A 22,652-nucleotide genomic window follows, 5' to 3' on the forward strand; every position below is an offset into this window, starting at 1 on the left:
ACACAAAATACAACGGTATTGAACGCTGCAAAAAATACATTATCACTCAAATCAATATTTCTAGATTTTAAAGAGATTACTAAAGCTGGTTTAGCTATTAGTGTGTTGTTCTCTTCTATAGCTGGATATTTATTAGGAGTAGATTCAGAACATCCTTTTAAATGGAGTGTTTTGGCAGTTTTAGTAGTTGGAGGTTACTGTATGGTGGGAGCTTCAAATGCTTTTAATCAAGTAATAGAGAAAGATATTGATTCTTTAATGGATCGTACCAAAAACCGTCCAGTTCCTTCAGGACGTATGTCTCCTAGAATGGCATTATTGGTGGCGAGTCTGCTTACTATCATTGGTATTGCACTCCTTTATACTATAAACGCTAAGTCGGCAATGTTTGCTGCAATTTCTATATTCTTATATACAAGTGTTTATACGCCATTAAAAACAGTAACGTCATTGTCTGTTTTTGTTGGAGCTTTTCCTGGAGCGATTCCGTTTATGCTGGGCTGGGTAGCGGCTACAGGAGAATTTGGTATCGAAGCAGGGACATTATTTTTAATTCAATTTTTTTGGCAGTTTCCGCATTTTTGGTCTATTGGGTGGTTTTTGTATGAAGACTATGAGAAAGCGGGTATTTTTATGCTTCCTACAGGCAAAAAAGATAAAGGAACTGCATTACAGATCATATTGTACACAATTTGGCTTATAATAGCATCGTTATTACCTGTACTAGGTTTTACAGGCCAATTATTTATTTCTCCAATTGCGGCAGTTTTGGTGTTTCTATTAGGGATTTGGATGCTTTTTTATGCAGTTCGTTTGTATAAGCTAAGAACAGCAAAGGCAGCGAGAACATTAATGCTAGTGAGTGTTTCTTATATTTCGCTTTTACAAATTGTATTTATAGTAGATAAATTTTTAAGATAGTTATGGAAATGACATTGAAAACAAATGAAGAACAAGGAAGAAAATCAAAATCAGCAAAACTGATTCTGCTTTTCGCGATGGTTAGTATGACCATGATGTTCGCTGGATTAACAAGTGCTTTTGTAGTAAGTAAATCAAGAGCAGATTGGTTGAAGAACTTTGAGCTTCCTTCTGCATTTTACTGGAGTACTGCAGTGATTATTGCTTGCAGTGTTACTTTTCATTTGGCAAAAAAAGCAATTCAAAAAGACAACAGGAGCGCAGTTACTGGTTTGCTTCTTGGAACTTTGGCTTTAGGGATTTTATTTATAGTACTTCAATTTCAAGGATTTGGACAAATCGTTGCACAAGGGTATTATTTTACAGGAGAAGGTAGTTCAATTACTACAACTTTCCTTTATGTTGTGACAGTTACACACTTGTTACACTTAGCTGGCGGATTAATTTCACTTTTAATTATAATTTATAATCATTTTAAACAAAAATACAATTCGACTCAAACTCTTGGTATAGAACTAGGTGCGATGTATTGGCACTTTTTGGATTTATTATGGGTATATTTATTTTTATTTTTATATTTCTTTAAATAAGAAAAAAACGTAAATTTGGGAACTTTTTAACGAATATCTTTTATGGGAGCGACAGTTACTACTGCAAACAACGACGAAAAAACTTGGGGAGGCGGTCATGAGATCCAGCCATTAGGATCAAGTTATGGTAAAATGATGATGTGGTTTTTTATCGTATCAGATGCCTTAACATTCTCTGGATTTCTAGGAGCTTACGGTTTTTCTAGATTTAAATTTATTGAAACTTGGCCTTTGGCTGATGAAGTGTTTACTCACTTTCCATTTATGCATGGTGTTGCGGCTCCAATGTATTATGTAGCATTAATGACTTTTATTTTGATCTTTTCTTCTGTAACAATGGTTTTGGCTGTTGATGCAGGACACCAATTGAAAAAAGGAAAAGTTGCAGTCTACATGTTTTTAACTATTATTGGAGGTTTAATTTTCGTTGGTTCTCAAGCTTGGGAATGGAAAAACTTCATTAAAGGTGAATATGGAGCGGTTGAAACTGTTGGAGGTAGTTTACTTCAATTTGTTGACAAAGACGGCAAAAGAGTAGCTTTAGCTGATTTTGCTGTTAAATTGCCAGAACAAAGAGAAGCTTTAACAAGAAGCCATTCAACTTGGTTCATGGAAGATACAGAATCTCTTCCAACTTATACAGTTGCTGAAGTTCAGGCTGGTTTTAAAGCACATCCTGAAGTTTTAATCAGAACAGAAAAACTTACAGATAAAAAGAAAAAAACGATCTTATCAAGAGAAGAATCAGAAAAACATTTAGCTAGTGCTAAATATGTTGTAGAAGGAGCTAACTTGATCAGAAACGAGTACGGTAATAAATTATTTGCTGATTTCTTCTTCTTTATTACAGGTTTCCACGGATTCCACGTATTCTCTGGAGTTATTATCAATATCATTATTTTCTTTAATGTATTATTAGGTACTTACGAGAAGAGAAGAAGCTACGAAATGGTTGAAAAAGTTGGATTATACTGGCACTTCGTAGATTTAGTTTGGGTATTTGTATTTACAGTTTTCTACCTAGTTTAATTTTAGAATTTAATTATTATGTCACACGAGCACGTATCAAATACAAAAAGAATCTGGTTTGTTTTCGGATTACTTTCATTAGTAACTACAGTTGAAGTTATTTTAGGTATCTACAAACCTGCATCATTAGAATTTACTCATTTTGTTGGTTTAAATTTGTTAAACTGGATTTTCTATATCCTAACAGTTTTTAAAGCATATTATATTGTATGGGCATTTATGCACATGGAAGGTGAAAAAAGCAGCCTTAGATGGTCTGTTGTTTCTCCTGTTATCTTCCTAGTTTTATATTTATTGTTTATTCTGTTAACAGAAGGACATTATATTTATGGGGTTTTTAAAGATTCTACTATTAAATGGAATTTTTAACATGATATTAATTCGAAAAGAAGCTCCGATTTACGGAGCTTTTTTTATTTTTGTACCTCAATAATTTCCGTTATTACAATGAAAAAAAATATAGTTCTCTTTGTACTTTTTGTTTTGCCAATTGTTGCTTATTTATTTTTTGCTTCTGGTGTAAATAGTTTTACAACTCTTCCTGTAGTAACTCCTAAAGTGGCCGATTTTGGAAATTGGAATTCATTAAACGGAAAAAAAATTTCCCTTGATAAAAAGATTACTGTTCTTGGTTTTGCAGGAACTAATATTCTTGAAAATAGAGGAAATTATTTTAACTTAAACGAAAAGATCTATAAACGTTACAATGGTTTTGAAGATCTTCAGTTTGTAGTTCTTTGTCCAATCGGAACAGAAAAAGAAGCTCAGAAAATAGTTGACGCTTTATCTCCTTTTACAGATGTTAAAAACTGGAATTTTGTATTTGCTTCAAAAGAAGATATTCAGAAATTCTATGATGGACTGCATTTGAAAGAAAAACTAAATGAGAATCTTGGAACTTCTAATGTTTACATCATCGATAAAGAACGTAATCTAAGAGGAAGAAAAGATAAGAAAGAGTATAAAGAAGGTTATAATACTTTTCATCCGTCTGAGTTAAGCAATGAAATGCTGGATGACTTCAAGATCATTTTATACGAATACCGCGCAGCTTTAAAGAAGAATCATAACGCTACAAAGCAACTTTAAAAATCATTATAATGTTTAAAAATAAATCATACATCGGAATCTCTTTTATTATTCTGATTTTTGGGATTTACGCTATTCCTAAAATTGTTGATCGAATTAAAAATGGAGACGTTGTAAAAGGAAATCGTTTGGACAATGTTGGAACAAAAACTTCAAGAGATACTAAACTTTTGACAATTGGTCCAGCTCCAAAATTTGAATTAACAAATCAAGACAATGTCAAAGTTTCTAATGAAACGTATAAGGGAAAAGTGTATGTTCTGGAATTCTTTTTCACAACATGTCCTTCGATCTGTCCAAAGATGAACATGAGTATGTTGGAAATTGAAAAGACTTTTTTCGGAAACCCTAATTTTGGAATTGTTTCTATTACAATTGATCCGAAACATGATACACCACAGGTTTTGAAAGATCATGCAAAATTACTTGGGGTAAAATCTTCTAATTGGAATTTCCTGACTGGAGATAAAAACGTAATTATGGATTTGTCAAATAAAGGTTTTAATCTTTATGCAGGAGAAAATGATAAAGTAAGCGGCGGATTTGAACACTCTGGTTTATTTGCTTTAATTGATAAAGATGGAAATATTCGTTGCAGAAAAGACGAGTTCGGAAATCCGAGTATTTATTACGATGGTTTAGATAAAAAAGGAGTAAGAGATATTCAAGAAGACATTAAAATTTTATTAGCAGAATAAAAATGGAAGATAATACTTTAGAGAAAAAATATAATAAATTCATCATTGCAGTTTCAATTGTAATTCCAGTTGTTGTGGCAATTTTATTTGGAGTTAAGCTTAAAGATTTTGGTTTTAATGTTGAGCCATTGTCATTTTTGCCACCAATTTATGCAACTACAAACGGAATAACAGCTGTTGTTTTAGTTTGGGCTGTGTTGGCTATAAAAAACGGAAAACAGAAACTACATGAACGATTAATGACTTTTGCGATTGCTTTATCGGTTGCTTTTTTGGTTATGTATGTTGCATATCACATGACTTCGGATTCTACAAAATTTGGAGGAGAAGGAGCAATTCGTTACATCTATTTCTTTATTCTTGTAACACACATTTTACTGTCAATTGCTATCATTCCTCTTGTTTTAATAACGTATGTAAGGGCGCTTGCACAGCGTTTTGACAGACATAGAAAAATAGCTAAAATTACGTTTCCTCTGTGGCTGTATGTTGCTGTAACGGGAGTTGTAGTTTACTTAATGATTTCACCATATTATGTACACTAAAAATAAAATACAAAAGTCAAATTCCAAATTTCAAAGTTTTATTCTTGGAATTTGTATTTTTTTAATTGGGATTTCTGCCAATGCACAGTGCGCCATGTGTCGTGCGGCTTTGGGAGGGGATTCTAATACAAAAAAAGCTGAAGCTGTAAATGACGGAATTGTTTACTTAATGGTGATCCCGTATTTACTCGTATTAATAATAGGATATTTGATTTATCGAATGTATTCTAAAAAGAAAAAAGCAGTGTAATTTACACTGCTTTTCTTTTTTATTTAAGTCCGTTAACAGAAACATTTACCGTTCCGTTTATTTTGATGAAAGCTATAATCGCTTGATTGGTTAACTGTATTTTGTCAAACTGAATGTCTTCCATTTTTCCGTTGACAAATACGCCTGGCATTGGTGAGTAATTCTTTAAATAGCTCGCCATGCTTTTTTTACCTTCTTCTAAGTTCGGCTGAATTGAATAGCGGCAACTCTCTTCCATTTTTCTTAGAATGTATCCTTGGGCTAGCCAATTTGCAGTTCTCATTAATCTGCTTTTGGTGTCTAGGACATAATCTAGTTTTTCGAAATAAATTTCTTTTGTTTGTGCGTTGTATGAAGGAAATCCATTTAAATAAAGCGTTCCGTTTATAGATCCCAAAACGTCTAGCGCAATAACCATTTTTCCGTCTTTATGCCAGATTGAAACATTTTTTACGGTTACTTTTTTATTTCCAGTGCCAAATTCCTGACCTGCAAAATTCTGAGTCATAATCTTTGATGCATCTAAATAGCTTGAAATTGCAGCAATATTAGCAGTAATCTGATTTGGAATTTTAGCAACTGGCTTTATCGCAATTTTGCTAGCATTGTATTTTGATTGTGGCTGTTTGCCAACGATAGTTTCCATGTTGCATTTCATCCCCATATCAAGTAAGAAAGAATCATTTTTAAGTTTGGCATTTGTAGAATAAATTTCAATTGGTGCAATTCTCAGCCAGCTTTCGTATGTGTCGCTCATCTGAAAAGGAGTAGAGATTTTTTCAACAGCTTGAAGTACATTAGGCTTAAAATCCATTGATTGTTCAATTGCGTTGTCAATTTCCTTTTCTATTTTGCTTTTAAAAATAGAAACCGCTGGATTTATTAAATAAGTTATCGGCATGTTTTTGCCAAATATGCTCATTGTTGGGCTTTCATTCCAATTTAGAGACCTGAATTCCGTTTTTGTAGTTAGTTTCCAGTTGGTTAAGGTGGTTTCGCTTGATAAAGTTATAACACCATTTAAGTTAAATTCTCTAATATCGTAGAATTCTACTCCCATTTTTTTTGTTCCAATTCGATATTTGATATTCGCTTTAAGCGGTAAAATTGTTCTAATTTTTTTATCAGGATTTGATGGGTCATTTTGAATTTTAATAGGAGCCTGTTTCCAAATTTTCATTTCAATATCGTCATCTTCGATATTATTGTCTTCATAAATTAGTCCAGTAAGAAGAGTATTTGTTTGGTTTTCAATATCCTTTAACTTTATTGTAATTGGAAGATTGATAAATGAAGGACTGCTGTCATAAACTAATGGGCTAGCATCATCTGGTTCGGGTTTTAAGGTTTCTAATTTTTGAGTTGAAGAACAGCTTGTTAATACGGCAAGCACCGAAAACATTACAATAATGGAATTGAGTTTCATTTTAATATGAATTTTTAGACAAAGCAAAAGTATAAAAACAATCATATTTTATAAAAAAAAGTGTAACAATAACTAAAAAAGAAAGTCTAATAGAGAATAGAGAGCAAAATTATTAACTTTTTATTATCATAAATTACTTAATAAAAATGTTATTATTGTCAAAAAAAATTAACAATACTCATGATTGAAATTAAAGATTTACACAAATCCTATAAAATGGGAAGCTCACAATTACATGTATTAAAAGGTATTAATTTTAATATAGAAGAAGGAGAATTAGTTGCAATCATGGGTTCATCAGGGTCTGGTAAATCTACGCTTCTTAATATTTTAGGAATTTTGGACGAAGCTGATTCTGGAAGTTATATTTTAGATAAAACACCAATTAAAAAATTAAACGAAACCATTGCTTCAAAATATCGTAACAAATTTTTAGGTTTTGTTTTCCAGTCTTTTAACTTAATTAATTATAAGACAGCATTAGACAATGTTGCAATGCCATTGTATTATCAAGGCATCAAAAGAAAGGAACGTTACGAGATTGCAATGAGGTATTTGGAAAAAGTAGGATTAGGTTCTCATGCTCATCACTTGCCAAATGAGCTTTCTGGAGGTCAGAAACAACGTGTGGCTATTGCAAGAGCTTTGGCATCCAATCCGAAAGTACTACTTGCCGATGAACCGACAGGTGCATTAGATACCAAAACTTCTTATGAGGTGATGGAGCTTATTCAAGGAATTAATGACGAAGGAAAGACAATTTTAATTGTTACGCATGAACCTGATATTGCCGCAATGTGCAAAAGAAATGTAGTCCTAAAAGATGGATTAATTATCGATGATAAAAAAGTAGAACAAGTTAGAGCTTCGTCTTATGTTTAATATTGAACGTTGGCAGGAAATATTTGAAGCCATTTCTAAAAACCGCTTAAGAACCTTCTTAACAGGAATTTCTGTGGCTTCTGGAATTTTTATTTTGGTAATCCTGCTTGGTGCTGGTAAAGGACTTCAAAACGGAATTGAAAAACAATTTGAACGTGATGCTGCGGGCATTATTGAGGTTTGGTCTGGAGCAACTACTAAAGAATACAAAGGATTAAACCCTGGAAGGCAGATTCAATTTCGCAATAGCGATTATAATCAATCGGTACAGAAATTTGAAGACAAATTAGACCTGAGAGCTTCAACAAATAATTATTGGGGACAGTCTTTTGCTTATGGCAAGGAATCTGGGAGTTATCAGTTTAGAGGTGTTGATCCAGATTATGGAGGAATAGAAAATTTGACCATAGTGCAAGGGCGTTATATAAATGCTAGGGATATGGAGAGCAATGCAAAAGTTGCCGTGATTGGAATGAAATTAAAAACCGATCTTCTTAAGGATAAAAATGCAATTGGAGAGGAAATCTTAATTAATAAAATTAGTTTTAAAGTAGTCGGTGTTTTTACTGATCCAGGTGGAGAAAGAGAAGAAACACGTGCTTATCTGCCATTGACAACCGTTCAGAAAACATTTGGAGGCGGTGATAAAATTAGCAATTTGTTTTTTACACTAAAAAAGACAGACAATTATGATGAAGCATTGGCTCAGTCAGAAAAATTCACACAAGATTTAAAGGACTTATTAAAAAGTAAAAATGTGGTAGCCCCTGATGATGATGGTGGTATAGGTATTTATAATTCTGTTAAAGATGCTAAACAGGTTTACGATTTAAATTTATATATCAGGCTATTTTTTTGGTGGGTTGGTATTTGTACCATAATAGCGGGAGTAGTTGGAGTTAGTAATATTATGCTTATTATCGTAAAAGAAAGAACAAAAGAAATCGGAATTAGAAAAGCATTAGGAGCTTCTCCTATTTCGATTATCTCAATGATTTTGCATGAGTCTATTTTTATTACCACAATTGCTGGTTTTGTCGGATTATTGGCGAGTCTTCTTTTATTAGAATTTGTTGGTCCGATGGTGCAGAGCGAGTATTTTAGAAATCCCGAAGTAGATTTTAGTGTAGCTTTAACTACTTTAATATTACTTGTTTTTGCTGGAGCAATGGCTGGTTTTTTTCCAGCTTACCGAGCAGCCAAAATTAAACCTATTGTAGCACTTAGAGACGAATAACTATGTTTAGTAAAGATAATTGGGACGAAATATTACAAGCTTTAACAGCAAATGTCTTCAGAACAGTTCTGACTGCTTTTGGTGTGTTTTGGGGAATATTTATTTTGGTAATATTACTTGCTGCTGGTAAAGGATTGGAAAATGGCGTAAAAAAAGGGTTTGACGGAATTGCAACAAATACCATGTTTATGTGGAGTCAGACGACATCAAAAGCGTACAAGGGTTTGCCAAAAACGAGACGTTATGATTTTAGAAATAGTGACGTTGCAGCATTAAAACAAGCACTTCCGGATTTGTTGTACGTTTCTCCTAGAAACCAGCTTGGAGATTTTAACGGAACCAACAATGTTGTTAGAGGAACTAAAACTTCTGCATTTACAGTTTATGGAGATTATCCTGAGTTGATCAAACAACAGCCAATGGATATTATCAAAGGCCGTTTTGTAAATCAGCAGGATATTGAAGGAAGAAGAAAAGTTGCGGTAATTGGTAATGGTGTTATTAACGAACTTTATGGAAAAGCTGAAGAATGTATAGGAACGTACATTAAAATTAATGGCATCAACTTTATGGTGGTTGGAGTTTACAAATCCAAACAGCAAGGTGGAAATGCGGAACAGGATCAAAAAAATATTTTTATTCCGTTTACAACTTTTCAACAGGCTTTTAATTATGGAGATAAAGTGGGTTGGATGGCGCTTACAGCAAAAGATGGATCGTCTATAACGGATTTGAAACCTAAGATATTAGAAATAATTAAAGCACTGCATTATGTAAATCCTGCAGATGATCGTGCTGTTGGAAATTTTGACCTGTACGAACAGTATAATAAAGTACAAAGTTTGTTCAATATTCTGCAAGTGATCGCCTATTTTGTGGGAACATTGGTATTGATTTCGGGTGTAATTGGGATTTCTAATATCATGTTGATCGTAGTTAAAGAACGAACAAAAGAAATCGGAATCAGAAGGGCTTTAGGAGCAACGCCATCAGCAATTAGAGGGCAAATATTATCAGAATCTATATTTTTAACCATTATTTCAGGTATGTTTGGAATTGCTGTTGCAACCGGAATTATAGCGCTTTTAAATATGGCGTTAGATTCGATGCCGCCAGGTAGTGACACCATGTTTGCCAATCCGACTGTAGACTTAGGGGTAGTATTTGTGGCACTATTGATATTAGTTGGCTCAGGATTACTTGCAGGTTTTATTCCGGCACAGATTGCAATTAGCGTTAAGCCTGTAGATGCTTTAAGAACAGAATAAATTATCAATCAAAATAAATCGATTAAACCAAAAACAAAATGAAAAAAGGAGTAACCGTTACCATTTTAATATTTATCGCAATTGTTTTTTTTGGCGCGCTTTACTATTTGTATGCTAAAAATCAAGAATCGCCGATTGTATTTAAAACGGAAAAAGCAGAATTGAAGACTATCGTAAAAAATACTATTGCGACAGGTAATATTCAACCTGATGAAGAGGTTCTAATCAAACCAAATATTTCAGGTATTATTGAAGAAGTGTATATCAAAGCTGGAGAAAAAATCAAAGCGGGTGATATGATTGCAAAAATTAGAGTTGTAGCGAATGTTTCGAATGTAAGCAGTTCTCAAAATCAGGTTACGACAGCTAAAATTGCTTTGGATAATCAGGAAAAGCTTTATAAAAGACAAAAAACATTGTTTGAAAAAGATGTGATTTCTGCAAATGATTTTGATGCAGCTCAAGTAGCATACAATCAGGCTAAACAAACTTATATGGCAGCGAAACAAGGATTGGATATTGTTAAAACAGGAACAACTTCTTCTTTAGGTAATTATGCTAATACTTTAATTCGCTCTACAGTTAACGGAATGGTTTTAGACGTTCCTGTAAAAGTGGGTAACCAAGTTATTGAAAGTAATAACTTTAACGAAGGAACTACAATTGCTAGTGTTGCAGATGTTGGGAAAATGATTTTTATTGGAAAAATTGATGAATCTGAGGTTGGAAAAATTAAAGAAAAAATGCCAATTGAAATCACAGTTGGTGCTATCGAAAATAAAAAGTTTGATGCAGTTTTAAATTATATTGCGCCAAAAGGAGTTACAGAAAATGGTGCAATCCAATTTGAAATAAAAGCACAAATGATCAACAGAGACGATACTTTTATTAGAGCAGGTTTAAGTGCCAATGCTTCTATTATTTTGGAAAAAGCAGAGAAAGTGCTCGCAATAAAAGAATCTTTGGTTCAATTTGACAAAAAAACACAAAAGCCTTATGTAGAAGTTGAAAATGCTCCACAGAAATTTCAAAGAAGGGATTTGGTTCTTGGAGTTAGCGACGGAATCTACGTTCAAGTTAAAAGCGGTATAAATGATACAGATAAAATTAAAATCTGGAATCAGGGCTTGATTACTGAAGGGGAGAAAAAATAATTTAATTTGAGAGTTTAAGGATCTTTTTGGTTTTAAAAATGTTAAATTTGCGTAGTTCGGTTTACTGCGCTTTCATTAAAAGTATATGAAAATAAATAAATTTAGTAGTCTGGTTTTTGCAATGTTATTCGGTTTCGGATTAACTGGACAGGCGCAATCAAAACAATGGACTTTAGAAGAGTGTGTTAGATATGCACTCGAAAATAATATCACGGTAAAATTATCTGAATTAGATGTAAAAAATGCTGATATCGATAAAAGAGCAGCTTTAGGAAATTATCTTCCATCTGTAAACGGTACAGCTTCTCACTCTTGGAACATTGGTTTGAACCAGGATGTTACAACAGGTATTTTACGTAATCAAACTACACAATATTCTTCGATAGGGTTAAATGCTGGAGTAGACATCTACAAAGGTCTACAGAATCAGAATACTATGAGAAAAGCAAAATTAACAATCATTGCTTCTCAATATCAACTGTTAAAAATGCAGGAAGATATTTCTCTAAACGTGGCTAGCGCATTTTTACAAATTTTATCTAATAAAGAAGATTTAAAGGTAAAAAAAGAGCAATTGCTAATTGATGAAAAACGTTTTGCTCGTTCTGAAGAAATGGTAAATGCAGGAACTATTCCTCGTGGAGATTTGTTCGATTTGAAAGCAACTGTTGCAACAGACAAACAAAACATTGCAGTTTCTGAAAATAATTTATTGATTTCTAAATTGAGTTTAGCACAACTTTTACAATTAAAAGAATTTGCAGATTTTGATGTAATTGATGATACTAATGTAAAAGATGAACACAATATTCTGGCGCAAACTCCTGTTGAAATTTATAATAAAGCAAAAGAAACTAGAACAGAATTAAAATTAGCGCAAACAAATCTTGAGATTGCAGAAAAAAATGTAACTATTGCTAAAGGAGCTTATCAGCCAACACTTTCTGGTTTTTATGGATTTAATACTAGAGCAAGTTATAGTGATCAGATTAGGTTAGATGCAAGTGGAAATCCTTATACAGTAGGACCAGATCCAATATTTCAACAATTTAGTGACAATAAAGGACATAATTTTGGTTTACAATTGAATGTTCCTATATTCAACGGTTTCTCAGTTAAAAATAATGTAGAACGTAATAAAGTAAGTTTAGAAAAATCTAAAATAGATTTAGAGCAAAAAAGTTTAGATTTGCAACGTAACGTCTATACTGCTTTTACAGACGCAAGAGGAGCTTTAAATACATACGAATCTTCTACTGTGACTTTAGAAGCAAGACAGCAGGCTTACAATTATGCAAAAGAAAAATATGATGTTGGTTTAATGAATTCATTTGATTTCACTCAAGCTCAAACATTATTGACCAATGCACAGTCTGATGTTATCAGAACAAAGTACGATTACATGTTCAAAATTAAAATATTAGAATTTTATTTCGGAATTCCAATTGTTCCAATTATTACAAAATAATTTACTATGTCAAAAAAAACAGTTTATTTCTTATTAGGTGGTGCAATAGTTATTATTGCTGCTTTGGTTGGTCTTTCTAAGGCTGGAATAGTAGGAAATAAAGACGAAGGAAAAGAAGTGGAAATTACAACAGTAAAGGCTTCAACTATTGTTGAAACCGTTTCTGCAACAGGTAAAATTCAACCAGAAATAGAAGTGAAAATTTCTCCAGAAGTTTCTGGGGAAATTATTCTTCTTAATGTAAAAGAAGGACAAGTTGTAAAAAAAGGTGATTTATTAGTTAAAATTAATCCCGATTTATATACATCTAGTTATAATCGTTCTGTTTCAAATTTATCAGGTTCTAAAGCAGGTCTGACACAGTCGGAAGCTAGTTTTAAAGAAGCAAAAGCAAATTATGAAAGAAATAAAACTTTGTATGACAAAGGTGTAATATCAAGGTCAGATTGGGATAAAGCAATTGCTTCATTTGAAGTTGCTAAAGCTACCAAACAAAATTCTTATTATAATGTTCAAAGCGCATCGGCTTCTGTAAATGAAGCTCGAGACAATTTAGGACGTACTACAATCTATTCTCCAGCTGATGGAACTATTTCTGTACTAAATGTTGAATTGGGAGAAAGAGTTTTAGGAACACAACAAATGGCTGGAACAGAACTTTTGCGTGTTGCCAACCTAAACAATATGGAAGTTGAAGTTGATGTAAATGAAAATGACATCGTAAAAATTAAAATTGGAGACGAAGCAAATGTTGAAGTTGACGCTTATTTAAAAAAGAAATTTAAAGGGGTTGTAACAAGTATTTCTAACTCTGCAAGTACAACATTGACTTCAGATCAAGTAACGAATTTTAAAGTTAAAGTTCGTATTGTAAAAGAATCATATCAAGATTTATTAGAAGGAAAACCAAGTACCTATTCTCCTTTCAGACCTGGAATGACGGCTACAGTTGATATTATTACAACAACAAAAACAAACGTTTTGGCGGTGCCAATTAGTTCTGTTGTAGTAAAATCAGATACTACAGCTGTAAAAGATTTTAAGGTTGAAGATCCAAATGAAGACAAAAAAGCAACTCCAAAAAACGATAAAAAGTTCGAATGTGTTTTTGTTAAAGCTGGAGACAAAGCTAAAATTAGAGTTATTAAAACTGGAATTCAAGACGATACCAATATCGAAGTAATGTCTGGTCTAAAACCTGGAGATGTGGTTATAACAGGCCCATATACAACAGTTTCTAAAGATCTTAACTCTGGAGATAAAGTAAAGCTCAAAAAAGCCGAAGCTCCAAAGAAATAATATAATACCACAATCATTTAAAATTTAATATTTTGTCTTTTATTCTTAATATCGAAACGGCTACTAAAAATTGTTCTGTATCTATTGCAAAAGATGGTCAGACCATTGTTTGCAATGAATTGGCGGATGAAGGATATTCACATGCTGAAAAACTTCATGTTTTTATAGAAGAAGTAATATCAAAAGCAGGAATAGCGGCACGGGATTTAAATGCTGTTGCTGTTAGCCAAGGCCCCGGATCATATACAGGTTTGAGAATTGGCGTTTCGGCGGCAAAAGGCTTGTGTTATGCTTTAAATATTCCGTTAATTGCGGTAGATACATTGCAAACTCTAGCTTCTCAGGCAGGAGTTGCAGATGGGAGAATTATACCCATGTTAGATGCACGCCGTATGGAAGTTTACAGCGCCATTTTTAATTCAGATTTGACACTTGAAAGAGCTGTCCAAGCAGAAATTATTGATGAAAATTCGTTTCAAGAATATACTGACAAACTTTACTTTGTTGGCGATTGTGCAGAGAAATGCAAACCTGTTTTGACTAAAGACAATTTTGTATTTTTAGAAAATGTAAAATATCCTTCAGCACAAGCAATGAGTAAAATAAGTTTTGATAAGTATCAAAAAAGCGACACTGTTGATGTCGCTTATTTTGAACCTTATTATTTAAAAGATTTTATGATTGCTCCTCCAAAGAAACAATAATCTTATTTCTGAATAGTGTATGGTTGAATTGCAATTCCAGCTTTATCCAAAGCTATTTTGCAATCCTCTAATGTTTCAGAGAAAACAGCTCCGTAATTAGCATTTTTTGCCCACGGACGAACAGCAAAATCAATAGAACTTGCCGATAGGTTTTTTACAAAAACTTCAGGTGCAGGTTTTTTCAATACATTAGGATTGTTGTGCAATACTTCCAATAGAATTTCTTTTGCTTTTTTAATATCAGAATCATAAGAAATGGCAAAAGTCAAATCAGCTCTTCTTTCTCCTTGCATTGAGTAATTGATGATATTTCCGTTAGATAAAGAACCGTTAGGAACAAATACAGTCTGATTGTTTCCTGTAAGCATTTTGGTTACAAAAATCTGAATTTCAAGAACTGTTGCAACAACACCTTGCGCTTCTATTGTATCTCCAACTTTAAAAGGTTTAAAAACAATAATAAGCATTCCACCAGCAAAATTAGAAAGAGATCCTTGCAATGACAAACCAACAGCAAGACCCATTGCTCCTAAAATAGCTACGAATGAAGAAGTTTCTATTCCTAATTTAGAAATAAAGGTTACAAACAATAATATTCGCAGCGCCCATAATAAAATATCGGATAAGAATTTGGTTAATGTCGGATCTAGATTTCGCTTAATCATTACTTTTCTAATGATGCGATTAATCAATCTGATGGCGTATAAACCAACAAACAAGATTAAAAATGCAGAAATCAGTTTTGGTGAATAATCGACTAAAATATCAATAAATCGAGCAACGTATTTACTGACTTGTTCTGGGCTAATGTTCATGATTTTAAAATAAAAAAACCTTCTCAAAAGAGAAGGTATATTAGTGGTGCAAATATAAAAATATTTACATTATCAAGAAAGTTTGTTTATGCTTTGTCAGCAGCTTTGTCGGCTATTTCTTCTACTTCTGCAGCCGAATTTTCGCTTACATCAACAACAGTTTCAGAAATAGTTTCTGGCGTCTCTACACCCAAAGAAGCCATTTTTTCTTTAACAGAATCAACTACATCATTTACTACTTTAGCAGCTTTATCGGCATATTCGCTTACGGTATCTTTTGCTTTTTCAGCATAATCTGCAGCTTGGTCAATAATAGGCTCCGAAACTTCTTTTACTTTTTCAATTATTTCTTCTGCAAAAGCTTCAGCTTTCTCAATATATGGTACGGCAGCTTCTTTCGCCTGTTCAAAAGTACTTTCGGCATTAGTTGCCAATTCAGTTACAGACTCTTTGGTTGAGCCAAATAAATTTTTAAAAAATGAAGATAATCCCATGGTTGTTAATTAATTGGTTAAGGATACAATATTAATTAATTTTATAGAATTACTCGTTTTTTTAATGGTAAATAATTGATCACTAGTGGTTAATAATGAAAAAAGCGCCTCAGTGAGACGCTTTCTATAGAGTTTTTTGTGAAATTAAGCATTTACCGCTTCTACCTTAATAGCTTCATCGTTTAGCATGCTTTTCAGCATATTTTCGATACCGCTTTTTAAAGTAAATGTAGAGGAAGGACAACCGCTGCAAGCACCTTGCAATAATACTTTTACAGTTTTATCTTCTTCATTATAAGATTCAAAAGCAATATTTCCACCATCTGCAGCTACAGCTGGTTTTACATATTCTTCCAAGATATTTATGATTTGCTGTGAAGTAACATCCAATTTGTCAAAAGCTTCATCTTTTGTTGAATCATCTTTTTTGGCAGTTTGAATTAAACTTTCATCCAAAACGGTTCCGCCATTTTCAATAAATTGTTTAATGAATGTTCTTAATTCTAAAGTAATTTCATCCCAGTTATTGATTTCATATTTGGTAACAGAAATATAATTTTCATCGATAAAAATTTCTTTCACATAAGGGAATTTAAACAATTCCTGAGCCAATGGAGAAGAAGCAGTCTGATCAATGTTTTTATATTCTATAGCATTGCGAGTCAGCATTCTGCTCACAACAAATTTCAATGCAGAAGGATTTGGAGTTGTTTCTCCATAAACTGTAATAGGCTGTTTTTTTGGTTTTGTTTCATCAATGTTAATGATAACACCGCCTTTTTCAACAAATGCACTAATTTGCTCTGCAACAGCATCTTTAACATCATCCCAATCCACAATGCTGTATCTTTCGATAGCGATGAAGTTTCCAGAGATATAAACTGTTTTAACAAAAGGTAAATAGAATAATTGTTGTGCTAGAGGAGAAGCCTGAGCTTCATCAATATTTTTGAACTCAAAGTTTTGATTTTGAGTGATGAAATCCTCAAACTCAAACTTTAAAATAGTTGGGTTTTGGGTTTCTTTTATAGTGATTTTAGTCATGGTAATATATTTTTTGCAAATTTACTAAAGTTATTTTCTACTAATGGCTATATTTGATTTTTTAATAAAATAATTAAGACTCTTTTCAAATAAATCGTGTTAAATTGCGAGAGTGAAAATTATAGAGAAACAAAATTGTCTTTATGAAATTTAAAATCAAGGTTTTATTAATTTTTCTCATTACAACTTTTTACTCTTATTCCCAAGAGGGAATACCCGTTTATTCGGATTATTTGTCTGACAATTATTACTTAATTCACCCTTCAATGGCTGGCGCGGCTAACTGTGCCAAAATAAGATTGACAGCCAGAAAACAATGGTTTGGAGAAGAAGATGCTCCATCACTACAGACTTTAAGTTTTAACGGAAGAATCGGCGAACGTTCTGGAGCTGGTATCATTGTTTTTAATGATAAAAATGGATATCATTCTGAAAAAGGTGTTAAATTGACGTACGCACACCATATTATGTTTTCAAGAGATGAATTGGATTTAAATCAGTTGTCTTTTGGAATTAGCGGAGGTTTAATACAAAACCAATTAGACGAAACAAAATTTGGAGGAACTTTTGATCCAATTGTTTATGGCTCGATTCAGAAAGATTCTTATTTCAATGTTGACGTTGGAGCTTCTTATAATTATTTGAATTTCTATGCACATGCAACGGTTCAAGGATTATTAGAAACCAGAAGAGAGTTGTACACAGATTATGAAAGTGACAATCTTAGAAAGTTTTTATTGAGTGCAGGTTATGTATTTGGTAAAAACGATAATTGGACTTGGGAGCCTTCTATTCTTTTTCAGCTTTTTGATCAGACGAAAGAAAAAACACTTGACTTGAACATGAAAGCCTACAAAAATATGGATTTTGGAAGTCTATGGGCGGCTTTGTCCTATAGAAGAGGTTTTGATGGCGCGCAATATATTTCAGGAAGTGGCGTAGCCTCTCAAAAATTACAATATTTTACACCGATTGTTGGAATTAATTACAAGAATTTCATGTTCGCTTATACTTATTCTCAGGTAATGGGAGATGTTAAGTTTGACACAGGCGGTTACCATCAAATTACTTTAGGAATTAATTTATTCTGCAAAAAAGAACGCTACGACTGTAATTGTCCTGCAATAAACTAAATTTATTATTATGCTGATTAAATCTGTAAACGGAAAATCACCTCTTATTCCAGAGGATTGTTATGTTGCCGAAAATGCAACTATTGTAGGAGATGTTACTTTTGGAGAATCTTGCAGTGTTTGGTTTAATGCTGTTATTAGGGGAGATGTTCATTTCATTAAAATCGGAAACAAAGTAAACATTCAAGATGGTGCTGTAATTCACTGTACGTATCAAAAGCATCCTACAATTATAGGGAACAACGTTTCGATAGGGCATAACGCAATTGTGCACGGCTGTACAATTCACGATAATGTTTTAATCGGAATGGGAGCCATTGTAATGGATAACTGCGTAGTAGAAAGCAACGCGATTATTGCTGCTGGAGCTGTAGTAACTCAAAATACAGTTGTAGCTTCTGGAAGCATTTATGCTGGTGTTCCTGCCAAAAAAGTAAAAGATATTGACCAGTCTAATTTTGCTGGTGAAATCGAACGTATTTCAAATAATTACGTGATGTATTCTAGCTGGTTTAAAGAAGAAAAATAAAAATTCAAATAAATAAAAAAATCCAAATTCCAAGAGTTTGACCTTTTTGGAATTTGGATTTTTTTATTTGAATTTAAAAAACTAGAGGTTAATTTTTTCGAAGAAAGTATTTTTATAGCTTTCGCTGATTGGAATTCTTTTGTCACTAATTAAAACCTTATTTTTCTGAATTGATTTTACATGTTTGATATTGATAATATACGATCTGTGAACTCTCGCAAAACCTTTGCTAGAAAGAAGATTTTCAAGTTTGATTAAACTAATTAACGTCAACGTAAATTTATTGTCTGTGGTGTAGATTTTGACATAATCTTTCAATCCTTCAATAAAAAGAATATCGGCAAAATTCAATTTTACATTTTCATATTCAGCCCTGACGAACATAAAATCTTGCTCAATTTCAGGAGTATTATTGTTTTCTGCAATTGTTGGATTTGCTGCAGGCTGTAAAACTTGCTGTGCTCTTACAACAGCTTTTAAAAATCGATGAAACGGAATAGGTTTTACCAAATAATCAACAGCGCCAAGATTAAATCCTTCTACGGCATAATCAGAATAAGCGGTTGTAAATATAACCAAAGGCTTTTTTTCTATTGTATTTAAAAAATCAATTCCAGAAAAATGGGGCATCTGAATATCCAGAAAAACCAAATCAACATTATTCTGATTGATAAATGAAACAGCATCAATAGCATTGTTGAAAGTGTTTACTAGATCAAGAGTTTCTACTTTTTTGACAAAATCCTGTAATAAGTCTACTGCTAAAGGTTCGTCATCAATAATTACACACTTCATTTCTTCAGAATTAAATTTATAATTGTTTTGGTATTCAAAAGTAATTTTAAACCAGTAAATTAAGTTTTAAAATTTTCTTAAAATACTGGTTCCACCTAATCAAAAAAAGTTATGCGTTTACAGTGATGGTTTTTGTGAGTGTAAAACCATCTGTTAAATTACCAGTTATTGTGGCCAATTCATCGGCTAAACTATCAGCAAAAACATTGTCTTTTGTATTTGCCGTATCTGCTTGTCCGTGTGCTGCATAATTAGTGCTTGAATATACGTCACTTGAAATTGTTTCAGGAAAAGCAATCTGCGTTACCAATAAAGAACTTCCAGCACTTGATAAAACTTCTACATGCACGTGCGGCGCTCTTCCTTGGTACCAACCAGGATAAATGGAGATAAAAGAAACTTCTCCGCTGGTATTTGAAGTTTGTCTTCCTCGCAAGAAATGAACAGAAGTATAATCTGTCTGCTGCATTTGTGTGCCACCGTATTCCGAATAGTTTCCGTCTTTGTCGCAATGCCAAACGTCTACTAATGCTCCCGAAAGAGGTTCGCAATTGTTGTTTTTATTTTCAATTTTTAAATTAATCAATAAAGCAATTCCGACACGGTCAGATTTGATGTTTTCTAAAACCAGCTGACTTGGCGTTTTGATAGGAAACGGACCTTTTGTTTCTGAAGGAGAAACCGTGCAGCTTCCATCTCCAGAATTGCTAGTATCGGTATCATCATTGTCGCTTTTAGAACAAGATTCTAGTAATTTTGTAGCAGTTGCCAATGATGCAATGCCTAAAATGCCATTTCGGATGAATTTTTTTCTGTCCATAATCAGTTTTTGTTTAATGTGTTCCGGTTTTAATCTCGTCTAACTTTAAATTCAAATGAACTCGGTAATATTCATTATCCTGAGTAATGGTTAGTTCGTGTGCGTTAGGATATAAAAGATCAAGACGGCTTTGAATGTTTACTAATCCAATTCCTGAGTTTTCAGGGTCTTTTACATAATTCTCAATCGTGTTTTCAATCCAGAAATCCAGATTATGATCTGTAATTAGAATCTTAATTTTTACATGGGCTGCGCCTTTGTAATCTGTTCCGTACTTAAAGGCATTTTCAACAAAAGAAATCAACAATAAAGGCTCAATAAACTTGTTTTTGGTATCGCCATGAACATTAATGACGATGTCTTCGATATTGTTTAATCGAAGTTTTTGCAATTCGATATAATTCTGAATATAATTGACCTCTTTTTCTAAAGCCACCGTTTTGTTATCTGTTTCATACAGCATGTAGCGCATAAGTTCAGATAAGGTCACGATGGCATCAGGGACCAAATCAGATTTTTTGTGTGCCAAAGAATAAATACTGTTTAATGAATTAAATAAAAAATGCGGATTGGTTTGTTTGCGCAAATAGATTAATTCGGTATTTGTTCTATGTGTTTCGGCAATCAGTTTATTTTGCTGATTATTATAAAACTCAGTTAATGTTCTAATAATTGCAGAGATTGTGATAATCAAAATATAGAAAAATGATGGGCCAAGTTTAAAGAAAAGCGGCTGTCTCATTTCTATTCCGTGAGGCATCCTTTCTCTTCTTGGAAAAAAATTTGGATCATGCGGGATCATTCGCGCAGGAACTACATTTTCAGGTCTTAAATGTCTAAATTCAGGAATAAAATAATGTAACCTGATAATCATAAATATGGCAATTAGACCAACGGCAAATGAAAAGTAGAGCCAGTATTTCTTTTGAAGCAAATAATTAGGAACCAAATAAAAGTAATTCAGATAGAACAAAACAATTCCTGTTAACCATTGCGCATAGAAGTCATTATTCATCTTAAAAGGACTTTCGTAAAACTGAATTAGAGAAGTCAAAATAAAGAAAACCCATATTGCAAAATGGAATAATATTTTGTTGTAGCCGGTATTTTTAATGGTATCTATCTGCATTTACAATTTTATTTTTAATAAAATTAATTCATTTTTGGTTACCGCTGGAGATAAGTTTTGTTTGAGCTTTTGTTTAACAAGATCTGCAACCTTCATGGCGTCATCTTCTGTTTCGAAACTTTTGCTATTGCTTATCACGGGAATAATCGACTGTTTAATTAAAATTTTTTCTTTATAGGCAATTGTATATCCCCAACCAGAATTTGTCTTAAAAGAAGCCGTTGTTAATGTTTCTTTTTTTGCACAGGCAGCAAAAAGAAGAATTGCAAAAACTATCAAATACTTCTGGATGTTACTCCAGAAGTATTGTTTATTATTAATTATCATCGTCACTTTGTTCATCTAAAGGTCTAAATTCCCAAGCGTCATCAAAATAAGTAGAACCTAATCTTCCTAACATGTAGAATCCACGGTTATTGATAGCAAAACCAAGAGCATCTGTTCTTGTTGCACCTTCCATTGGAGTTCTTTCTGTCCATAAATCAGTAGTTGGATTGTATTCCCAAACTGTTTTTATGTTTTCACCTCCAACAACATATCCTAAACCATTCATAGCGAAGCTTGATGCATTAGAACGTACAATTGCATAATCGTCGTTGTAGCTGTAATCGTCGTCTGTATCTTTGTCGATGTCTCTTTTTCTGGTCCATACATCCGTTGAAGGATCAAATTCCCAGAAATCTTCCTGATAAACGCCATTATTTACGCCAGTTACTAAATACGCTTTGTCTGCAATTGTAAAAACAGTTGCATTACGTCTTTTGTTTCCACTGAAACCATTTACCAAAGTCCAAGTATTTGCTAGATCATCGTATTGATAAAAATCTTTTAAATAATTTCCGTCATAACCTGTTCCAAAATAAGCCTTGCCACCAACCTGAAAACCTACGGCTGCATAGCGTGCAGTTCCTGCAAAGTCTGCTTTTTGTGTCCAACTGTTTGCAGAAGGATCGTATTGATAAAAGTCTTTCAATTTGTTTGTTCCATCATAGCCAAGACCAACATAACCTTTTTCATTTAGTGCAAAACTAGAAGAAGAACTTCTTCCAATTCCTCCAAAATCTGCTTTTTGCTCCCAGTAATCTCCGTTTGAGTTGTAAACCCATAAATCTTTTAAATATACATCTCCAGTATAACCGCCAACTACATAAGCATAATCCCCGATAACGAAACTTGTAGCACTAGATCTTGCAGGACCGTCAAAAGCCGATTTTTTAATCCAGTTTCCTACTAAATCATCATCATCGTCATCATTACTGCAGCTTATGAAAAAGAGGCTTGAAAAAAGCGCTGTGAATAAAATTCCTTTTTTTAGATTAATCATAGTGTATTT

Annotated in this window: 26 protein-coding genes; 17 read left to right on the forward strand and 9 right to left on the reverse strand. The window is 32.9% G+C overall.

Features of this window, described 5'->3' with window-relative positions; translation table 11 throughout:
* The first annotated feature begins 18 nt into the window (after positions 1-18).
* The 8 genes from cyoE to QLQ96_RS08195 all read left to right on the forward strand — a co-directional run bounded on the left by cyoE (position 19) and on the right by QLQ96_RS08195 (position 5,122).
* The gene (cyoE, locus tag QLQ96_RS08160) at positions 19-921 is read left to right on the forward strand and encodes a heme o synthase (protein ID WP_482496197.1); all 903 of its coding nucleotides are present in this window, start codon (positions 19-21) and stop codon (positions 919-921) included.
* 2 nt (positions 922-923) lie between these two features.
* Complete coding sequence (locus QLQ96_RS08165) at positions 924-1,511, forward strand: cytochrome c oxidase subunit 3 (protein WP_482496199.1); 588 nt, start codon at positions 924-926, stop codon at positions 1,509-1,511.
* Between the two features lie 42 nt (positions 1,512-1,553).
* Positions 1,554-2,540 (forward strand): cytochrome c oxidase subunit 3, encoded by a 987-nt coding sequence (locus QLQ96_RS08170; protein WP_482496201.1) that lies wholly within the window; start codon positions 1,554-1,556, stop codon positions 2,538-2,540.
* 18 nt (positions 2,541-2,558) lie between these two features.
* On the forward strand, positions 2,559-2,909 hold the full coding sequence (locus QLQ96_RS08175; RefSeq protein ID WP_482496203.1) for a cytochrome C oxidase subunit IV family protein: 351 nt from the start codon (positions 2,559-2,561) through the stop codon (positions 2,907-2,909).
* Between the two features lie 78 nt (positions 2,910-2,987).
* Positions 2,988-3,629 carry a hypothetical protein gene (locus QLQ96_RS08180; protein WP_482496205.1) on the forward strand — a complete coding sequence of 214 codons (642 nt, stop codon included), beginning with the start codon at positions 2,988-2,990 and terminating at the stop codon, positions 3,627-3,629.
* Between the two features lie 11 nt (positions 3,630-3,640).
* Complete coding sequence (locus QLQ96_RS08185) at positions 3,641-4,327, forward strand: SCO family protein (protein ID WP_482496207.1); 687 nt, start codon at positions 3,641-3,643, stop codon at positions 4,325-4,327.
* 2 nt (positions 4,328-4,329) lie between these two features.
* Positions 4,330-4,872 (forward strand): DUF420 domain-containing protein, encoded by a 543-nt coding sequence (locus tag QLQ96_RS08190; protein WP_482496209.1) that lies wholly within the window; start codon positions 4,330-4,332, stop codon positions 4,870-4,872.
* Positions 4,862-5,122: a hypothetical protein gene (locus tag QLQ96_RS08195; protein ID WP_379699155.1), complete on the forward strand. Its 261-nt coding sequence runs from the start codon at positions 4,862-4,864 to the stop codon at positions 5,120-5,122. The genes QLQ96_RS08190 and QLQ96_RS08195 overlap by 11 nt, the downstream gene beginning before the upstream one ends.
* A 19-nt stretch (positions 5,123-5,141) precedes the next feature.
* On the opposite strand, the gene QLQ96_RS08200 is transcribed toward QLQ96_RS08195, so the two are convergent.
* Positions 5,142-6,548: a DUF4403 family protein gene (locus QLQ96_RS08200; RefSeq protein ID WP_482496211.1), complete on the reverse strand. Its 1,407-nt coding sequence runs from the start codon at positions 6,546-6,548 to the stop codon at positions 5,142-5,144.
* A gap of 180 nt (positions 6,549-6,728) precedes the next feature.
* On the opposite strand from QLQ96_RS08200, the gene QLQ96_RS08205 reads away from it, so the two are divergent.
* The 7 genes from QLQ96_RS08205 (at position 6,729) to tsaB (ending at position 14,560) form a co-directional block, all read left to right on the forward strand.
* Positions 6,729-7,430, forward strand: coding sequence for an ABC transporter ATP-binding protein (locus tag QLQ96_RS08205; RefSeq protein ID WP_482496212.1), 702 nt, complete (start codon positions 6,729-6,731; stop codon positions 7,428-7,430).
* A complete protein-coding gene (locus QLQ96_RS08210) occupies positions 7,423-8,667 on the forward strand; it encodes an ABC transporter permease (RefSeq protein WP_482496214.1) in 1,245 nt (414 codons plus the stop codon). The genes QLQ96_RS08205 and QLQ96_RS08210 overlap by 8 nt, the downstream gene beginning before the upstream one ends.
* Positions 8,668-8,669: 2 nt before the next feature.
* Positions 8,670-9,935, forward strand: coding sequence for an ABC transporter permease (locus QLQ96_RS08215; protein WP_482496215.1), 1,266 nt, complete (start codon positions 8,670-8,672; stop codon positions 9,933-9,935).
* Between the two features lie 38 nt (positions 9,936-9,973).
* A complete protein-coding gene (locus tag QLQ96_RS08220; protein WP_482496216.1) occupies positions 9,974-11,089 on the forward strand; it encodes an efflux RND transporter periplasmic adaptor subunit in 1,116 nt (371 codons plus the stop codon).
* 85 nt (positions 11,090-11,174) lie between these two features.
* Complete coding sequence (locus QLQ96_RS08225) at positions 11,175-12,557, forward strand: TolC family protein (protein ID WP_482496217.1); 1,383 nt, start codon at positions 11,175-11,177, stop codon at positions 12,555-12,557.
* A 6-nt stretch (positions 12,558-12,563) separates the two neighbouring features.
* The gene (locus tag QLQ96_RS08230) at positions 12,564-13,856 is read left to right on the forward strand and encodes an efflux RND transporter periplasmic adaptor subunit (protein ID WP_482496218.1); all 1,293 of its coding nucleotides are present in this window, start codon (positions 12,564-12,566) and stop codon (positions 13,854-13,856) included.
* A 32-nt stretch (positions 13,857-13,888) separates the two neighbouring features.
* Positions 13,889-14,560 (forward strand): tRNA (adenosine(37)-N6)-threonylcarbamoyltransferase complex dimerization subunit type 1 TsaB, encoded by a 672-nt coding sequence (tsaB, locus tag QLQ96_RS08235; RefSeq protein ID WP_482496219.1) that lies wholly within the window; start codon positions 13,889-13,891, stop codon positions 14,558-14,560.
* A gap of 2 nt (positions 14,561-14,562) precedes the next feature.
* Here tsaB and QLQ96_RS08240 read toward each other — a convergent pair whose 3' ends face one another.
* The 3 genes from QLQ96_RS08240 to QLQ96_RS08250 form a co-directional block, all read right to left on the reverse strand.
* Entirely contained in the window at positions 14,563-15,375 is an 813-nt protein-coding gene (locus QLQ96_RS08240; protein WP_482496220.1) for a mechanosensitive ion channel family protein, read from the reverse strand.
* Between the two features lie 86 nt (positions 15,376-15,461).
* A complete protein-coding gene (locus QLQ96_RS08245; RefSeq protein WP_482496221.1) occupies positions 15,462-15,869 on the reverse strand; it encodes a YtxH domain-containing protein in 408 nt (135 codons plus the stop codon).
* A 144-nt stretch (positions 15,870-16,013) separates the two neighbouring features.
* Positions 16,014-16,913 carry a NifU family protein gene (locus tag QLQ96_RS08250; RefSeq protein WP_482496222.1) on the reverse strand — a complete coding sequence of 300 codons (900 nt, stop codon included), beginning with the start codon at positions 16,911-16,913 and terminating at the stop codon, positions 16,014-16,016.
* 143 nt (positions 16,914-17,056) lie between these two features.
* Between QLQ96_RS08250 and QLQ96_RS08255 the strand changes: the two genes are divergently transcribed.
* Both QLQ96_RS08255 and QLQ96_RS08260 read left to right on the forward strand, forming a co-directional pair.
* Positions 17,057-18,046, forward strand: coding sequence for a PorP/SprF family type IX secretion system membrane protein (locus QLQ96_RS08255; protein ID WP_482496223.1), 990 nt, complete (start codon positions 17,057-17,059; stop codon positions 18,044-18,046).
* 10 nt (positions 18,047-18,056) lie between these two features.
* Positions 18,057-18,575 (forward strand): gamma carbonic anhydrase family protein, encoded by a 519-nt coding sequence (locus QLQ96_RS08260; protein ID WP_482496224.1) that lies wholly within the window; start codon positions 18,057-18,059, stop codon positions 18,573-18,575.
* Positions 18,576-18,656: 81 nt separating this feature from the next.
* Here the strand turns inward: QLQ96_RS08260 and QLQ96_RS08265 are convergent, their stop codons facing one another.
* From QLQ96_RS08265 to QLQ96_RS08285, 5 genes are all read right to left on the reverse strand, one after another.
* Positions 18,657-19,370, reverse strand: coding sequence for a LytR/AlgR family response regulator transcription factor (locus QLQ96_RS08265; RefSeq protein ID WP_482496225.1), 714 nt, complete (start codon positions 19,368-19,370; stop codon positions 18,657-18,659).
* Positions 19,371-19,479: 109 nt separating this feature from the next.
* Complete coding sequence (locus tag QLQ96_RS08270; RefSeq protein ID WP_482496226.1) at positions 19,480-20,190, reverse strand: dioxygenase family protein; 711 nt, start codon at positions 20,188-20,190, stop codon at positions 19,480-19,482.
* Positions 20,191-20,203: 13 nt separating this feature from the next.
* Complete coding sequence (locus QLQ96_RS08275; RefSeq protein WP_482496227.1) at positions 20,204-21,319, reverse strand: sensor histidine kinase; 1,116 nt, start codon at positions 21,317-21,319, stop codon at positions 20,204-20,206.
* Positions 21,320-21,646 (reverse strand): DUF4907 domain-containing protein, encoded by a 327-nt coding sequence (locus QLQ96_RS08280; RefSeq protein WP_482496228.1) that lies wholly within the window; start codon positions 21,644-21,646, stop codon positions 21,320-21,322.
* Positions 21,636-22,643, reverse strand: a complete 1,008-nt coding sequence (locus QLQ96_RS08285) for a Kelch repeat-containing protein (protein WP_482496229.1) — start codon at positions 22,641-22,643, stop codon at positions 21,636-21,638. Before QLQ96_RS08285 ends, QLQ96_RS08280 begins: the two co-directional genes overlap by 11 nt.
* Positions 22,644-22,652: the final 9 nt, after the last annotated feature.

This window comes from Flavobacterium sp. B167r (genome assembly GCF_056824315.1).

Bases quoted from the DNA above. Each gene is read 5' to 3' on its own strand.
- QLQ96_RS08165 (WP_482496199.1), top strand. From the start codon at position 924: ATGGAAATGACATTGAAAACAAATGAAGAACAAGGAAGAAAATCAAAA.
- QLQ96_RS08250 (WP_482496222.1), bottom strand. From the start codon at position 16,913: ATGACTAAAATCACTATAAAAGAAACCCAAAACCCAACTATTTTAAAG.
- QLQ96_RS08265 (WP_482496225.1), bottom strand. From the start codon at position 19,370: ATGAAGTGTGTAATTATTGATGACGAACCTTTAGCAGTAGACTTATTA.
- QLQ96_RS08185 (WP_482496207.1), top strand. From the start codon at position 3,641: ATGTTTAAAAATAAATCATACATCGGAATCTCTTTTATTATTCTGATT.
- QLQ96_RS08210 (WP_482496214.1), top strand. From the start codon at position 7,423: ATGTTTAATATTGAACGTTGGCAGGAAATATTTGAAGCCATTTCTAAA.
- QLQ96_RS08225 (WP_482496217.1), top strand. From the start codon at position 11,175: ATGAAAATAAATAAATTTAGTAGTCTGGTTTTTGCAATGTTATTCGGT.
- QLQ96_RS08230 (WP_482496218.1), top strand. From the start codon at position 12,564: ATGTCAAAAAAAACAGTTTATTTCTTATTAGGTGGTGCAATAGTTATT.
- QLQ96_RS08240 (WP_482496220.1), bottom strand. From the start codon at position 15,375: ATGAACATTAGCCCAGAACAAGTCAGTAAATACGTTGCTCGATTTATT.
- QLQ96_RS08190 (WP_482496209.1), top strand. From the start codon at position 4,330: ATGGAAGATAATACTTTAGAGAAAAAATATAATAAATTCATCATTGCA.
- QLQ96_RS08220 (WP_482496216.1), top strand. From the start codon at position 9,974: ATGAAAAAAGGAGTAACCGTTACCATTTTAATATTTATCGCAATTGTT.
- QLQ96_RS08245 (WP_482496221.1), bottom strand. From the start codon at position 15,869: ATGGGATTATCTTCATTTTTTAAAAATTTATTTGGCTCAACCAAAGAG.
- QLQ96_RS08255 (WP_482496223.1), top strand. From the start codon at position 17,057: ATGAAATTTAAAATCAAGGTTTTATTAATTTTTCTCATTACAACTTTT.
- QLQ96_RS08285 (WP_482496229.1), bottom strand. From the start codon at position 22,643: ATGATTAATCTAAAAAAAGGAATTTTATTCACAGCGCTTTTTTCAAGC.
- QLQ96_RS08200 (WP_482496211.1), bottom strand. From the start codon at position 6,548: ATGAAACTCAATTCCATTATTGTAATGTTTTCGGTGCTTGCCGTATTA.
- QLQ96_RS08170 (WP_482496201.1), top strand. From the start codon at position 1,554: ATGGGAGCGACAGTTACTACTGCAAACAACGACGAAAAAACTTGGGGA.
- QLQ96_RS08270 (WP_482496226.1), bottom strand. From the start codon at position 20,190: ATGGACAGAAAAAAATTCATCCGAAATGGCATTTTAGGCATTGCATCA.
- QLQ96_RS08175 (WP_482496203.1), top strand. From the start codon at position 2,559: ATGTCACACGAGCACGTATCAAATACAAAAAGAATCTGGTTTGTTTTC.
- QLQ96_RS08280 (WP_482496228.1), bottom strand. From the start codon at position 21,646: ATGATAATTAATAATAAACAATACTTCTGGAGTAACATCCAGAAGTAT.
- QLQ96_RS08205 (WP_482496212.1), top strand. From the start codon at position 6,729: ATGATTGAAATTAAAGATTTACACAAATCCTATAAAATGGGAAGCTCA.
- QLQ96_RS08260 (WP_482496224.1), top strand. From the start codon at position 18,057: ATGCTGATTAAATCTGTAAACGGAAAATCACCTCTTATTCCAGAGGAT.
- QLQ96_RS08195 (WP_379699155.1), top strand. From the start codon at position 4,862: ATGTACACTAAAAATAAAATACAAAAGTCAAATTCCAAATTTCAAAGT.
- QLQ96_RS08180 (WP_482496205.1), top strand. From the start codon at position 2,988: ATGAAAAAAAATATAGTTCTCTTTGTACTTTTTGTTTTGCCAATTGTT.
- QLQ96_RS08275 (WP_482496227.1), bottom strand. From the start codon at position 21,319: ATGCAGATAGATACCATTAAAAATACCGGCTACAACAAAATATTATTC.
- QLQ96_RS08215 (WP_482496215.1), top strand. From the start codon at position 8,670: ATGTTTAGTAAAGATAATTGGGACGAAATATTACAAGCTTTAACAGCA.